Origin of the sequence: Halalkalirubrum salinum (genome assembly GCF_005543295.1) — an archaeon.
GTDB classification, from domain to species: Archaea; Halobacteriota; Halobacteria; order Halobacteriales; family Haloferacaceae; genus Halalkalirubrum; species Halalkalirubrum salinum.
Genome location: NZ_SRSG01000013.1, coordinates 1 through 13651, shown reverse-complemented (window position 1 = coordinate 13651; position 13651 = coordinate 1). Strand labels below are relative to the sequence as shown.

15 protein-coding genes are annotated in these 13651 nt (G+C 58.6%); 8 read left to right on the top strand and 7 right to left on the bottom strand.

What is annotated here, in order from left to right; genetic code table 11:
* Positions 1-108 precede the first annotated feature (108 nt).
* The 3 genes from E5K03_RS05580 (at position 109) to E5K03_RS05570 (ending at position 4374) form a co-directional block, all read left to right on the top strand.
* Positions 109-630, top strand: coding sequence for a hypothetical protein (locus E5K03_RS05580; RefSeq protein ID WP_138005369.1), 522 nt, complete (start codon positions 109-111; stop codon positions 628-630).
* A 237-nt stretch (positions 631-867) separates the two neighbouring features.
* Positions 868-3057: a phosphoribosylformylglycinamidine synthase subunit PurL gene (purL, locus tag E5K03_RS05575; RefSeq protein WP_138005368.1), complete on the top strand. Its 2190-nt coding sequence runs from the start codon at positions 868-870 to the stop codon at positions 3055-3057.
* Between the two features lie 180 nt (positions 3058-3237).
* Positions 3238-4374 (top strand): ABC transporter ATP-binding protein, encoded by a 1137-nt coding sequence (locus E5K03_RS05570; RefSeq protein WP_138005367.1) that lies wholly within the window; start codon positions 3238-3240, stop codon positions 4372-4374.
* Between the two features lie 20 nt (positions 4375-4394).
* On the opposite strand, the gene E5K03_RS17105 is transcribed toward E5K03_RS05570, so the two are convergent.
* The gene (locus E5K03_RS17105; RefSeq protein ID WP_171006606.1) at positions 4395-4559 is read right to left on the bottom strand and encodes a DUF7550 family protein; all 165 of its coding nucleotides are present in this window, start codon (positions 4557-4559) and stop codon (positions 4395-4397) included.
* A gap of 116 nt (positions 4560-4675) precedes the next feature.
* Here E5K03_RS17105 and E5K03_RS05565 point away from each other — a divergent pair, with 116 nt between their 5' ends.
* Together E5K03_RS05565 and hisF are read left to right on the top strand one after the other, a co-directional pair.
* On the top strand, positions 4676-6448 hold the full coding sequence (locus E5K03_RS05565) for a glycoside hydrolase family 13 protein (RefSeq protein WP_138005366.1): 1773 nt from the start codon (positions 4676-4678) through the stop codon (positions 6446-6448).
* 146 nt (positions 6449-6594) lie between these two features.
* Positions 6595-7407 carry an imidazole glycerol phosphate synthase subunit HisF gene (gene hisF, locus E5K03_RS05560; protein ID WP_138005365.1) on the top strand — a complete coding sequence of 271 codons (813 nt, stop codon included), beginning with the start codon at positions 6595-6597 and terminating at the stop codon, positions 7405-7407.
* Positions 7408-7430: 23 nt separating this feature from the next.
* Here hisF and E5K03_RS05555 read toward each other — a convergent pair whose 3' ends face one another.
* Complete coding sequence (locus tag E5K03_RS05555; RefSeq protein ID WP_138005364.1) at positions 7431-7715, bottom strand: DNA-directed RNA polymerase subunit L; 285 nt, start codon at positions 7713-7715, stop codon at positions 7431-7433.
* Positions 7716-7856: 141 nt separating this feature from the next.
* Here E5K03_RS05555 and E5K03_RS17670 point away from each other — a divergent pair, with 141 nt between their 5' ends.
* Positions 7857-7982, top strand: a complete 126-nt coding sequence (locus E5K03_RS17670) for a hypothetical protein (RefSeq protein ID WP_265338712.1) — start codon at positions 7857-7859, stop codon at positions 7980-7982.
* A gap of 27 nt (positions 7983-8009) precedes the next feature.
* Here the strand turns inward: E5K03_RS17670 and E5K03_RS05550 are convergent, their stop codons facing one another.
* Positions 8010-9014, bottom strand: a complete 1005-nt coding sequence (locus E5K03_RS05550; protein WP_138005363.1) for an MBL fold metallo-hydrolase — start codon at positions 9012-9014, stop codon at positions 8010-8012.
* A 559-nt stretch (positions 9015-9573) separates the two neighbouring features.
* Positions 9574-9780 carry a DUF1918 domain-containing protein gene (locus E5K03_RS05545; protein ID WP_138005362.1) on the bottom strand — a complete coding sequence of 69 codons (207 nt, stop codon included), beginning with the start codon at positions 9778-9780 and terminating at the stop codon, positions 9574-9576.
* Between the two features lie 168 nt (positions 9781-9948).
* Here E5K03_RS05545 and E5K03_RS05540 point away from each other — a divergent pair, with 168 nt between their 5' ends.
* Complete coding sequence (locus E5K03_RS05540; protein WP_138005361.1) at positions 9949-10512, top strand: NUDIX domain-containing protein; 564 nt, start codon at positions 9949-9951, stop codon at positions 10510-10512.
* 14 nt (positions 10513-10526) lie between these two features.
* On the opposite strand, the gene E5K03_RS05535 is transcribed toward E5K03_RS05540, so the two are convergent.
* Positions 10527-11612 (bottom strand): phytoene/squalene synthase family protein, encoded by a 1086-nt coding sequence (locus tag E5K03_RS05535; RefSeq protein WP_138005360.1) that lies wholly within the window; start codon positions 11610-11612, stop codon positions 10527-10529.
* A gap of 157 nt (positions 11613-11769) precedes the next feature.
* On the opposite strand from E5K03_RS05535, the gene E5K03_RS05530 reads away from it, so the two are divergent.
* A complete protein-coding gene (locus E5K03_RS05530) occupies positions 11770-12912 on the top strand; it encodes an acyl-CoA dehydrogenase (protein WP_138005359.1) in 1143 nt (380 codons plus the stop codon).
* A gap of 39 nt (positions 12913-12951) precedes the next feature.
* Here E5K03_RS05530 and E5K03_RS05525 read toward each other — a convergent pair whose 3' ends face one another.
* Both E5K03_RS05525 and E5K03_RS05520 read right to left on the bottom strand, forming a co-directional pair.
* Positions 12952-13335 carry a hypothetical protein gene (locus E5K03_RS05525; protein ID WP_138005358.1) on the bottom strand — a complete coding sequence of 128 codons (384 nt, stop codon included), beginning with the start codon at positions 13333-13335 and terminating at the stop codon, positions 12952-12954.
* Positions 13336-13395: 60 nt separating this feature from the next.
* Positions 13396-13651, bottom strand: a 256-nt coding sequence (locus tag E5K03_RS05520) for a SufD family Fe-S cluster assembly protein (RefSeq protein ID WP_171006605.1), incomplete at its 5' end; no start/stop codon positions are given.

Here is a 13651-nt window from a genome sequence, read left to right as displayed (position 1 = left end):
GCCTGTATTTTTATTCGACCGCGGTATCTTGATTCGGTTGAACGCCGAGTTGAAACCTCGACAGTCTGCACAAAAAGGCCTATACGCATACCGCCCTGAAACCCGAATATGGTAACTGACGGTCGCCGTCGATTTCTCGAACTAGCTGGGACTGGTGCGGCGCTGTCGATCGCTGGCTGCCTCGGCGATGACGGCACAGACACGGACCCCGCTGCGGTGGAGAACGATTCGGACACAACGACTGAACAGACTGACGATGACGAGACCGGCGGTGAAGACTCGATCGTCGAGGAGGGAATGGTAACGGTTGCACTCCAAGCCGATCAAGAAGCGCTCGCAGAAGCCCAAGAGTCAATTCAGGCCGAACTCGAAGACGAGGAGATCAGCCAACAGGAAGCACAGGTTCAACTCCAAGAGACCGAACAAGAACTCCTCGAAGAGGCTGGCTCGGCCTTCGAATCGAATATCGACGAACTCGACGGGCTCTCAATCGTTGATACAACCCCGGCGATCGGCGCGGTATTGGTCGACGGTGAGGCCGAATCGATGATCGAGACGCTCTCGTTCACCGAAGTGTCCGCGCTTTTGTCCGGTGAGACGTACGCGGAGATCCGCGAGCAGGGGCAATAAGAAGCCCCAGCTCTTGAACAAAGGCAGTACGAATCTCCAGAGACCCTCAACAGTTTCGGACTTCCGCCGTCAAAATCAATGTGAACAGCGACCGCCGTAGCAGCCGGTCCGGTCACTTCTGCGGTCAGTGCGATCATCCCCCAAGCCCGCCCGCGGAAGCTACGCGCACCAGAACGAAAAAATCACGTTTGTGCACATGAAAAGGGTTTAATCGTGCGCATCTGAACAAACACGTGAATGAGCCTCCCGGAGTCGGATCTGGATCTGATCGTTTCCGAACTCGGTCGTGAGCCTACACCTGCCGAGTCGGTGCTGTTTGAGAACCTATGGAGCGAACACTGTGCGTATCGATCGTCTCGACCGCTGCTGTCGGCGTTCGACAGCGAGGGTGACGCCGTCGTCATCGGTCCTGGCGACGACGCCGCTGTGGTCGCAGTTCCGCTTTCAGAACACGCGAACACGCCAGCGGCCAAGCGATCGCCCGACGAATACAGCGAGACGTACATCACACTTGGGATCGAGAGTCACAATCACCCGAGCTACGTCGATCCGTACGATGGTGCTGCCACTGGGGTTGGGGGGATCGTCCGTGACACAATGTCGATGGGCGCGTACCCGATCGCATTGACGGACAGCATTTATTTCGGGCCGTTCGCCCGCGAACACTCGAAGTACCTCTTTGACGGTGTCGTCGAGGGGATCGCCGACTACGGCAACTCGATCGGGGTCCCCACCGTCGGTGGCAGCGTCGAGTTCCACGAGGGCTACGTTGGGAACCCACTCGTCAACGTCGCCTGCGTCGGGTTGACCGACGCCAATCGCCTCGTCACCGCCGAAGCGCAGTCCGCGGGCAACCGCCTCGTGTTGGTCGGCAACGCCACGGGGCGCGACGGCCTCGGCGGGGCCTCGTTTGCGAGCGAAGACCTCAGCGAGGACGCCGAAACCGAGGATCGTCCGGCGGTGCAGGTCGGCGATCCCTACACGGAGAAGCTCCTCATTGAGGCCAATGAAGCGCTCATCGACGAGTCACTCGTCGAATCGGCTCGTGATCTTGGTGCGGCTGGACTTGGCGGTGCCTCGTCCGAGCTCGTCGGCAAGGGCGGGTTCGGCGCACGAATCGAACTAGATCGCGTTCACCAGCGCGAGCCGAACATGAAAGCCCTCGAGATCCTACTCGCGGAGTCTCAAGAACGGATGTGCTACGAAGTTCGCCCCGAAAACGTCGATCGAGTCGCCGAGATTGCCGATCGCTTCGACCTCGGCTGTTCAGTTATCGGTGAGGTTACGGAGGGCAACTACGTCTGTACGTTCGACGGCGAGGTCGTCGTTGACGTGGATTCAGACTTCCTCACCGAGGGCGCGCCGATGAACAATCTCGACGCCGAAGCGCCCGCTGAGCCGACGGTCGCCGTTCCAGACATCGGCCTCGTGGAGGCGTTCGAAGCCGTGGTTTCCGCGCCGAGCGCCGCCTCCAAGGAATGGGTCTACCGACAGTACGACCACGAGGTCGGCACTCGGACTGCGGTGAAGCCTGGCGACGATGCGGCCGTGATGGCGATCCGCGAAACGACCGGTGATACGATGGACACCTCCGGGGACGGAACCGGGCTCGCGATCAGCGCTGGCGCAGTGCCGAACTGGACTGCCGCCGCGCCTTACGAGGGCGCGCGGGCCGTTGCGCTTGAGAACGCGACAAACCTCGCCGCGAAGGGGGCGCTCCCGCTCGCTGCAGTCGACTGCTTGAACGGCGGAAATCCTGAGAAGCCAACGGTGTACGGCAGCTTCAAAGCAATCGTTGACGGGCTTGCGGACATGTGTTCTGCGCTGTCGACGCCGGTCGTGGGCGGGAACGTCTCGCTGTACAATGACTCCGCGACGGGCCCAATTCCGCCAACACCAACGCTCGCGATGGTCGGGGCGCGATCGGGCTACGACGCACCACCGGCCGCACTGGCCGGCGAGGGCGAACTGCTCGTCATCGGCGAGACGGGCGATCGCCTCGGTGGCTCGACCTACCTCGCAGAGTTCAACGGCAGCGATCGGTTCCCGACGCTCCCGGACGATCCCGCAGCGGTTATCGAGTCCATTGCACGTGTCGCGTCGCTCGATTCAACACTTGCGACCCACGATGTGAGCACCGGCGGACTGGCTGTCACGCTCGCTGAACTCGTCACCGAAACTGCGGGCGCGGCGGTAACACTCGAATCGATCGCTGCTGCGTTCGACGAGACGCCAGGGAGAATCGTCGTTGAGACGACAGACACCGACGCGGTTCGCAACGCCGTCGCCAATGGCGTCCCCGTCCGATCGCTCGGGCAGGCGACGACCGACGGCGAACTAGCTCTTAGCGTTGGAGACGATTCGCGAACGTACGACTATGAGGCGATATCGGCACTGCGATCGACGATCGATTCGGCGTTCGAGTGACGTTCACTTGCTCGAATCTGTCGGTCAACGTTTTGTGCAGATCCGCGAGAAAGAGCGATATCCTTTAGGCGTTCCTAAATCAATTCTCTCGGTAACGAATGTCCGTGATCGCTGACCTGTGTTTGTTCCCGGAACGTCCATTGTGTCGCTCGCGATCATTGGGCGCACTGGAGGGTAATGATGGCTAGTTCGAACACGATACAACGGATGCGGACGACGGACCAATCCGCAGGGCAGACGCGAGACGATCGAAGTGCCGAGGACGCAATTCTTTCGCTTCGCGACGTTTCGAAATCCTTTGGCACAGAAGAGGCGGTTCGAGGGATCGACCTCACCGTTTCGCGCGGAGAGTTGGTGACCCTTTTGGGTCCGTCTGGCTGTGGGAAAACGACAACGCTCAGAATGATCGCCGGGCTAGAGGAGCCAACGACGGGTACAATCGCGCTTGCAGGAGCCACCGTCGCCGGTGACGGGGCGTTCGTCTCTCCGGAAGATCGTGACGTCGGGATCGTTTTCCAGAGCTTCGCGCTGTTTCCACACCTCACTGTCGCAGAAAATATCGCGTTTGGGCTGACAGACAAGTCTGACGCCGAAAAGACCAATCGCGTCGAAGAGCTGTTGGATCTCGTGAACATGCCAAGCCACGCCGATCGACGGCCTGACCAGCTCTCGGGTGGACAGAAACAGCGGGTTGCACTCGCTCGTTCGCTCGCGCCGGAGCCCGAGTTACTGCTTATGGACGAACCATTTTCGAACCTTGACGTTCGCTTGCGCGTTCAGATGCGCGAAGAGGTTCGATCGATCCTCAAACGCGCCGGGGTAACTGCGATTTCCGTGACACACGATCAAGAGGAGGCGCTGTCGATCTCCGATCGCGTTGCGGTAATGAACGACGGTCAGATCGAACAGGTCGGGAAACCAGAGCGGGTGTTCGAACAGCCCGAATCGAAGTTCGTCGCGAGTTTCCTCGGGCGGGCAAGTTTCCTCAGCGCCCGCTTAGAGAATGGGACTATCGAAACTGGAATCGGCACTTTCGACGCGACCACGCTCGAAGGCTACACTGAACAGTATGATCGGATTGATGTCGAGGTGTTAGCGCGGCCGGACGACCTCCGAGCGCGATCGGCGACGCCGCAGGACGCAAACGGAGAGATTGTTGCCCGGCAGTACGTCGGCCCCTCGTTCATTTATCGAGTCGACTTAGACAGCGGCGACACGGTTCACTGTCTGCACAATCACGTCACCGACTTTACAATCGGCGAGCGGGTCCGCGTCGAGTTGGTCGCCGATCATCCATTGGCGTGGTTCCCAGAGTAGCCGGATCGACGAAACTGCGTTCAGCCCAAAAGCAGCGGAATTCCGAAGACGACGAGCAATCCGACGAGTAACACTGCACCGCCAGTGAGTGCCTGGCTCGTCGTGAATTCCTGCATTGGTGATGTGATGCGCGCGTCTGGATCCTCCTCGTGGTCGTGATCGTGATCGTGATCGTGATCTGCCATACCCGACCGATGCGGCGGATCGTACTAAAACACATTCATCTCTGTTGTCCATGTTCCGATCGCAGCCGGCTGGCGATGTCGATTCCGTTATGAGTGTCGGTGACGTTCATCGGTTTATGAGCGAGACGGAAAGCCCGCCAGCGATCGATAGAGCGTGGTGGAAAGAATCTGTCGTGTACCAGATTTATCCGCGAAGTTTCAACGACACAACCGGTGACGGTGTTGGCGACATTCCCGGGATTATTGAGAAGGTTGATTATCTCGACGAGCTCGGCGTCGACATCATCTGGCTCAATCCGGTGTACGAGTCACCCAACGCCGACAATGGCTACGACATCGCCGACTATCGATCGATCATGGATGAGTTCGGGACGATGGACGACTGGGAGCGGCTCTTAGACGCCCTCCACGACAGAGACATCCGGCTCATCATGGATCTCGTCGTGAATCATACGTCTGACGAGCATGAGTGGTTCCTCAAGTCCCGCGTCGATGAGGAATATCGCGACTACTACATTTGGCGAGACGGTCGGACCGACGTCGACGGCTTTACCGGATTCAACGGGCCCGAAGGGGAGGCACCGCCGAATGAGTGGGAGTCGTTCTTCGGCGGCCCTGCCTGGGCGTACGACGAGGAGCTCGAAAAGTGGTATATGCACCTGTTCGATCGCAAACAACCAGACCTCAACTGGGAAAATCCCGAGGTCCGTGAGGAAGTCTTTGACATGATGCAGTGGTGGCTCGAGAAAGGCATCGACGGCTTCCGGATGGACGTCATCAACCTCATCTCGAAGCCGGATTCGGTCGTCCACCACGACCCGCCGACGAACGAATCGCCCATGTGGGATTCGATCGACGGCCCACGCGTCCACGAATTCCTCGCTGAGATGCACGAGGAGGTGTTGGCCGGCGAAGACGCGTTCACGATCGGCGAGATGATCGGCCAGCACATGTCGATGGAGACCGCAAAGCGCTACGTCGGCCGCGACGGTCCGCTCTCGACGCTGTTTCACTTCGATCACGTGTTGCTCGACAACGGCGGTGAGATCTGGGAGCGAAGTGATTGGGGCCTCCACGACCTCCGTGGCGTCTTGACCCGCTGGCAGGACGGCCTCGCCGACGACGGCTGGAACAGCATCTATCTGAGCAACCACGATCAGCCGCGACTCGTCTCCCGATTCGGCAATGACGACGAGTATCGCCGCGAATCCGCAACGTTGCTCGCGACGCTGATATTTACCCTTCGTGGAACGCCGTACATCTTCCAGGGCGCGGAGATCGGGATGACGAACTACCCGTTCGATTCCCTTGAGGAGTTCCGCGACGTGGAGACAATCAACCCCGTAACGAGCGCCCTAGAGAACGGGACAATCGACTCCTTCGAGTCGGTCAAAGACGCGCTGCGACACAACAGCCGCGACAACGCCCGGACGCCGATGCAGTGGGACAACACCGAAAATGGCGGCTTCACCGACGGCGAGCCGTGGATCGGCGTCAATCCCAATTACGAGGAGATCAACGTCGTGGCCGCTCGCGAGGATCCAGATTCAGTCTTCAACTACTACCGCGAGCTGATCGACCTGCGGGCGGACAACGACGTGATGGTCTATGGTCAGTACCGCCTCCTGGCGGGAGACCACGACCACATCTGGGCATACACTCGGAGCTTCGAGGATAGCCACCTGCTCGTGCTGTTGAACTTCGCAGATCACGACGGCGCGATCGAACTGCCAGATCACGAACTTCCGTTCGACGCCGATTCGGTCGAAGTCGAACGATTTGTCGGCAACTACGATCCACTGGACGGCGAACTGGAGGCCGTCGGCCACCGGTACGCCGAGCTTCGTCCGTGGGAGGCACGGGTGTACGCGATCGAGGAGTCACAGTAGCGTTCAGTCGAGGTGTTCCAGTTGCTTAGTTGCGTCTGAGAACCCGCTGTCGGGAGTCGTCGGGTTTGGTTTGTTTACGCAGTGACGGGGCGGGCACACGCACCCGAAACGGTGAAACCGCAACCACGCAAAGAGTTCGATATCGAATGCTCACGAAACGCATCATTCCCTGTATCGACGTCGATCTCGACGAGGACGGCAACCCTGCGGTGTACACGGGCGTCAACTTCGAAGATCTACAGTACACCGGCGATCCCGTCGAGATGGCAAAAGCCTACAACGCAGCCGGCGCGGACGAGTTCGTCTTTTTGGACATCACCGCGAGCGCCGAGGGCCGCGAAACCATGCTTGACACCGTCTCGGCAGTCGCTGACGAGTGTTTTATCCCGTTGACGGTCGGCGGGGGTATCAGGACGAAAGCGGACATCAAAGAGACGCTTCGGGCGGGTGCGGACAAGGTGTCGATCAACACCGCGGCGCTCGATCGTCCCGAACTCATCGGCGAGGGTGCGGCTGCGTTCGGCAGCCAGTGTATTGTGATCTCTGTCGACGCGCGACGGCGCTACGACGAGGCTGGCGAACACTACGCCGAGATCGATGGCGAGTCCTGCTGGTTCGAATGTACCGTCAAAGGCGGCCGTGAAGGGACTGGTGTCGACGTGGTCTCGTGGGCGAGAGAAGCGGAGACACGAGGTGCTGGTGAGCTATTCGTAAACTCGATCGACACTGACGGGACCAAAGACGGCTACGACATCCCGCTCACCAAAGCTGTCTGTGATAATGTCTCAACGCCTGTGATCGCCTCGTCTGGCTGTGGCGGGCCAGAAGACATGTACGAAGTGTTCACCGAGGCGAACGCGGACGCCGGACTTGCGGCGTCAATCTTTCACTTCGGCGAGTACAGCATCCAAGAAACGAAACAGTATCTCGACGATCACGGCCTGGCAATCCGTCTCTGAGAACGCTCGGTTTGTTTTGTCGTCTACGCGGCCGCAGCAAAGGCGTCTCGGAACGCGTCTGTCTGTGTTTCGACGCGATCGGCGGCGTCGGCCAGCACGTCAAGCGGGTCAGCGCCGCCTTCTGTTTTGATCGACAACACCGGATCGGTCTGTCCACCTGACTGTTCGGGGTTGACGTCGTACGTTGCTGCCGAGACCGTCTCGAGCTCTAAGAGTACCCCTTTGAGGACGTTCATGAAGGTGTGATCCTCACCAGCGATCTCCAAGCGCAGCTCGTCATCGGTTTTGTCGATGACTCGAAGTTCCATAGTTCAAGTTCGTCACGTTGCTGTTTCAGTGTTTCGTATCGCTGTCATCGTCCGGCTCAAAGAACCGTCATGAGTCGTCATCAGGCTGCACAAGCTATCGACCGAAAAGCCGATATATACTGTTATTCAAACTACACAAATATGGCACAGGATGTCGATGATCGCTTGCAGAACCAACTCCAACAGGCACTTAAAGCTGACGAACCTGCTGAAAAAGACTTCCACATCAGACATGCGCTTCAGCTGTGGATTTCGAAACACAGCTGAGATCGCCCGAATTCCCGCGAAGACCCACTACTGATCGATCGACGGGAACAGTGATTCTATCGACGGATTCGATTGCGACAGCGCGTAGACCCCATCGGTTTCGGTTACAATTCCCGCAGCGCGTACGTGATCTAAGTGGGCGTACGCCTCACCAGGACCGTGCAGAATGTGGATCCCCGAGAGTGAACCGAACAGGTGTGCGCTCACCGTCCACACATCTGCAGGGCCCTGGTCTTCGAGTACTGAAATGACGCGCTCGGTCCGATCGCGGTGGTGCGCAATAATCGTCGCCGCCCGACTCGAAGGATCGTCGATCGGCGCTCTGTGCCCCGGCCAGGCGCGTTCGAAATCTAATTCGATGAATCGTTCGAGACTCCTGAGATACGTTTCAAGTGGGCGTTCGACCCGGACGTCAGCGCCTCCGACGTTCGGGGTGTATCTTGGGAGAATCACATCGCCGACGAACGCTTCACGACCCGTTTCGCCTTCGAACGCGTAAGCAGTTAGCCCGGCCGCGTGCCCAGGAAGGTGAACTGCCTCGAGGGTACCCCCGTTCCGCTCAAAAGTATCTCCGTCGGTGATCGGCGTAACGTCAACCGCTTGGCCGCCAATCTCCATCGCTGTGGAGAGGTACTGTTCGAGTTCGCGGCGTGCGTCTTCTGGGATCGACCACTCGTCGAACCGCTGGCGTTTCAGTGTCGATTCGGCGTCGATCGCCGTTCGATCGCCAGCAACGAGGGCGGCATCAGCCTCATGGACATAGACAGTTGCGCTGCTTTCGGCCTGTATTTCACCGGCAAGCCCCGCGTGATCGTAATGCCAATGGGTAAGAAATATCTCGTCGATATCTGCGTATGAGACACCATACGCCGCGAGCCCATCAGCGAGTTCTTCCCGGATTGCCGGGACAGAAACACCGGTGTCGACAAGGATAGTACGCTCTCCGTCGAGCAAATAGACGTTGTTATTCCCTTCGAATATCGTGTTTGTCAGCGAAATCCGGCGTGGAATCGTCCTGTGTCGATCGACCATGGTACATCACAGACCTCCGGTTGACAAGAATCCTCTCGTCGCATTTGCAACGCTTTGCAACAAATACTCCGTCCGGTTGGAGAGCGTTTGAAACCTTCACAAAATAGCATCTCGAACGAAATGGCGAACGTAACTTTAGTAATGATCATTCATGCATAATATCATCAGTTCAAACCGAATCTCGGCGTTCGAATAGCGTGGAGAACCACAATTGTTCACAGCAAATGCAGAGAAACGGATAAACAACAAAATTTTCAGATATGGTATTAGAAACAGGTGTAAACACGGGGGCAGTTGGTTATATTTGGCAGGAAGAAAGCTTTTTAATCGACATGCGTGCAAAGTTCAGGTGGCGCAAACGCGCCGACACACTGTGGACTAGTGCTCCCGCAGTGGCTTGGTCAGTCACACGGTCCAGCCGCCTTGGCTGGACTTTTTGTACTCAATAAATACCGAAGCGTTTGGAACGCTTTTCAACAGATGATACGACCTTCAGTTCGAGAGCGGTTGCGCCGGCAGTTCCTGAACAGCAGTGGAATATCATTCCCACTGGACAGTATTATTCTTCGTCTTCAGCCCCATCGCCGTCCGCAGCGAGTGTCAGTGAATCCTCAGGGATCCCTGCTTCTTGGCCATCTTCAAAGCTAATTGTATACGTTGCATCGCCGAACATCGTCTCAACGACCTGGGTGATTGTGCCAGTTTCACCGTCGTATTCGCTGTGTTTGTCCGAGAGTACGACCTTGTCGTCTTTTTCGAAGCTCATACCTGACGTTGGCGAAGGGACGCTAAAAGGGCCGTGGATTCGATCGCGCCGTCAGCGAAGCCTTTTGTACTGTTCGGACAAAATTAAATGCGTAACTGTGTTTGCCGCGGCCTAGACAGATGTTTTGTCCCTTCGCCACGACGGCAAATGCCACTATCGATTCGAGCTATGACGACCGTCAACGACCTATGGTTCCTCGCCGATCGCGCGTCCCAACGGGCCGAACAGCGGTATCACCGCGTGAGTCGCGAGTACGGCGAGTACCATACATTTGAACGGCTCGACACAGTTCGACGCCGGCGGTTTCGGACGCTTGCGACGCGGATTGTCGACTCCGGCGCACCGTACGGTGCACACACGATCGTCACGCCCAACGACGGCCAATCGGTTCTGTTGGTGAGACACGACGGCGTCGACAAATGGGTGCTTCCTGGTGGTGGTGTGCACCGCGACGAAACATACGAGCGCGCAGCGGTTCGCGAATTACATGAAGAGGCGGGAATCGATGCACAGTACGAGGGGTTGGCGTCACTCACTCGTGTGCAGATCCGCTCTGGGAATTATAACACGTGGGGTGTCCTGCCAGTGTTCGAAGCACAAACAAACGTTACAGCGCTGACGGTGAACGACCCAGACGGCGAAATCTCTGATGCACAGTGGTTTCACCCGGATTCGCTCCCGGAAGATACCCGCGATCGGGCCCAGCTTCGAGAGCTCCTCGAACAGACCTAATGTGATGAGGTGTGTTATCGCGACTGTGGGTTCGAAATCGCGCGGTGAAACGGCTGATCGGCGATCTGGTGGCGGAGTTCTGAGACTGAGTCACGACCAGTCGAACTCATCGCCGCAACGACGGCGTACACCTCCTCTCTAGATACCTTGACACCCCGTTCGGTCAACGCGTCTTCGGGCCTCGCGGCAAGCTCCCGGAGTGTTCCGACCGCGAGCAAAAATGGCACACCCCACGCCGCAAGGGTGTTACCGTGTTTCAGTGGCATTGCAGTGAGATACGCTTCTGCGTCGTCTAAGAATGATCGGGCGTGGTCGGCCGTTCGATCGACGACCGCAGCGGCCTCGTCGCGATTGGCCGGGTCAACGAGCGCGTCTTGTTCAACCCCCTCCTCATCGAGCCACTCGGCAGGCAGGTAGACGTTGTTCTCTTCGGTATAGTCGTCGTAGACGTCCTTCGAGATATTGACGAGCTGCAACAACAGGCCGAAATCCTCAGCCGTCTCATAGAGTATTCGGCGCTTCTCAGCGGCAAGGTCACCGCGTGTCAGGAGGTTCGTAATGAGGTTTCCGACGGTTCCGGCGGCGTAGTAGCAGTACTCTTCGAGTTCCTCCCGCGAGGAGATCCGCAGCCCACCGTTGCCGGCGTGGCGTTCGACGAACATTGCCATCCCACTGACGAGCTCTGACACCGGCGGGACGATCGCTGCCTGAACGTCCTCGGGGAGGGTTTCGAACGCCGCAAGGACGCGATCGGCGTTGGCAACGACGGTCCAGTCGGCCGAGCGGTCGCGCTCCGGTGGGAGCCAGGGGTCGATTTCGGTTAGAAAGGCGTCGATCGATACGTCGCTTGCCGGATCAATTGCTTCATCGTAGGTTTCGAGGGCTGCGGCTTGCTCCGCGGGCGGGATGTGACCGGCGTCCTCAACTGTGTCTGCGATACGGCACAAAAGATACCCCAAGCAGATATGCGTCGACATCGGTTCTTCCAACACGTCGACGGTCAGCGCGAACGTCCGCGAAACGTCCTGGACCGCGTCGCGACACCACGCGAGGTCGGCTTCAGCATCGGCCCCGGGCGGGCGGGATTCGTGTCCATTCATTCAAGTATCCTATCGTAAGGTAGCGGGGATAAAAAGTCTCTTGGGGTTTGCTCGAACCCGTTATTGGCACGAATCGAGCCGCAGTCGATCGATTGTCGCAGAAATGCATGAACAACCGTGTGGAAACGCATAAGAGCGATCGGCCGAAGGACAAAGCATGGATTTCAGCCTCTCTGCGGAACAACGACAGATCAAGGATATGGTTGCAGAGTTCGTCGACGAGGAGGTCAAACCACGCGCGGCAGAGATTGACGAAACCGACGAGTTTCCGGCGAAGCTAATCGACGAAATGGCCGAGCTCGGCCTCATGGGCATGCCGTTTCCGGAAGCATACGACGGTGCAGGATTGGATTACCACAGCTACGCACTTGGGCTTGCAGAGCTCTCACGAGGATCTGGTGGGCTGGGGACGATCGTCGCCGCGCATACGAGCCTCGCGGGGAACATGCTCTACGCCTTCGGCAGCGAAGAGCAAAAACAAATGTACCTTTCACCGTTGAACCGTGGTGACGACATCGGCGCGTTCGCCCTCTCGGAGGCCGGTGCTGGCAGCGACGTCCCAGCGATGGAGACGACCGCCGAACGAGACGGCGACGAGTACGTCATCGACGGGGGCAAGCTCTGGATCTCGAACGGCTCGGTTGCCGACACGGTGACACTGTTCGCAAAAACCGATCCCGAGGCGGGACGGACTGGAATCTCCTCGTTCATCGTCAGACCCAATGAGGACGACGGCTTCATCGTCGAGGGGACCGAGCACAAACTCGGTGATAAGGGGTGTCCAACCGCGGAGCTTCGCTTCGATGCGATGCGGATCCCGGTCGATCGACGGCTAGGCGAGGAAGGAGATGGATTCATCCACGCGCTGAAGACGCTCAACGGTGGCCGAATCACGATCGCCGCGCGATCGATTGGGATCGCCCAGGCGGCCCTCGACGACGCGCTCGAATACAGCCAACAGCGCGAGCAGTTCGACCAGCCGATCTCTGGGTTCCAATCGATCCAACACAAGCTCGCGGACATGGACACCAAACTCGAGTGCGCTCGCTTGCTCATGCACCAGGCCGCCGATAAGAAGATGCGCGGGGAAACCTTCATCAAAGAGGCCGCACAGGCGAAGCTGTACGCCAGCGAGATCTCTCGTGAGGTCGCAAACGAGGCGATCCAGATCCACGGCGGCTATGGCTACACGAAGGACTTCCCGGTCGAACGCTACTACCGCGACGCCAAACTCAACGAGATCTACGAGGGGACGAGCGAGATTCTGCGGAACACGATCGCTTCGCAGCTACTAGAGTGACGGGACGCGTAGTCGGGACTGACTCCGGTCGTCGCACAATCAGTCCGCCGAACGGGCCAGTCCGGCGGAGGCAATTCCGAGCGACGCGCAGGTTCTGTGGACCGAATCGGGTACACGGAGGTATCGCTGGAAAAGTGCCGGTGGCACCTCGATCCCGTCGATTTTGACGCCCGTGAGTGTTCCGCGATCGTTGTGTGCGCTCAGTTCGAACTCGAACGGGCGGCCGCACTCGTCGTATGCGTACACTCGGGCGGTCGCGAGCCCGTTCGGTGCTCGCCAGGTCGTGTTCCCACGAATAATGAGTTCACCGGCTGGTGGAACACAGCGACTCCCGCACTCAGGGCACGAGCCGGGATGCGGGCCGTCGCCAATGTAGCCGTAGGTTGTCATACAGCTGAGACAGACGAGGTTGGTACGTGTCATGATCTCAATTGATGATCGATATCGCGCTACGTCGCCCGAAGCGACGTCCGGCGCGCGATACTACCCGAGCGATCCCTCCATCTCGAGTTCGACGAGCCGGTTCAGCTCGACAGCGTACTCGATCGGCAGCTCTTCTGTGATCGGCTCGATGAAGCCCGAGACGATCATCTGTTTCGCGTCATCGTCGTCCAGTCCGCGCGACTGGAGGTAGAAGATGTCCTCGTCGCCGATCTTCCCGACGGTTGCCTCGTGGGCGACATCGACTTTCGACTCGTTGATCTCCATGTACGGCATGGTGTCCGAGGTCGACTTGTTG

Coding starts and splice junctions, on each gene's coding strand:
- E5K03_RS05580 (WP_138005369.1), top strand. CDS start 109: ATGGTAACTGACGGTCGCCGTCGATTTCTCGAACTAGCTGGGACTGGT.
- purL (WP_138005368.1), top strand. CDS start 868: ATGAGCCTCCCGGAGTCGGATCTGGATCTGATCGTTTCCGAACTCGGT.
- E5K03_RS05570 (WP_138005367.1), top strand. CDS start 3,238: ATGGCTAGTTCGAACACGATACAACGGATGCGGACGACGGACCAATCC.
- E5K03_RS17105 (WP_171006606.1), bottom strand. CDS start 4,559: ATGGCAGATCACGATCACGATCACGATCACGACCACGAGGAGGATCCA.
- E5K03_RS05565 (WP_138005366.1), top strand. CDS start 4,676: ATGAGCGAGACGGAAAGCCCGCCAGCGATCGATAGAGCGTGGTGGAAA.
- hisF (WP_138005365.1), top strand. CDS start 6,595: ATGCTCACGAAACGCATCATTCCCTGTATCGACGTCGATCTCGACGAG.
- E5K03_RS05555 (WP_138005364.1), bottom strand. CDS start 7,715: ATGGAACTTCGAGTCATCGACAAAACCGATGACGAGCTGCGCTTGGAG.
- E5K03_RS17670 (WP_265338712.1), top strand. CDS start 7,857: ATGGCACAGGATGTCGATGATCGCTTGCAGAACCAACTCCAACAGGCA.
- E5K03_RS05550 (WP_138005363.1), bottom strand. CDS start 9,014: ATGGTCGATCGACACAGGACGATTCCACGCCGGATTTCGCTGACAAAC.
- E5K03_RS05545 (WP_138005362.1), bottom strand. CDS start 9,780: ATGAGCTTCGAAAAAGACGACAAGGTCGTACTCTCGGACAAACACAGC.
- E5K03_RS05540 (WP_138005361.1), top strand. CDS start 9,949: ATGACGACCGTCAACGACCTATGGTTCCTCGCCGATCGCGCGTCCCAA.
- E5K03_RS05535 (WP_138005360.1), bottom strand. CDS start 11,612: ATGAATGGACACGAATCCCGCCCGCCCGGGGCCGATGCTGAAGCCGAC.
- E5K03_RS05530 (WP_138005359.1), top strand. CDS start 11,770: ATGGATTTCAGCCTCTCTGCGGAACAACGACAGATCAAGGATATGGTT.
- E5K03_RS05525 (WP_138005358.1), bottom strand. CDS start 13,335: ATGACACGTACCAACCTCGTCTGTCTCAGCTGTATGACAACCTACGGC.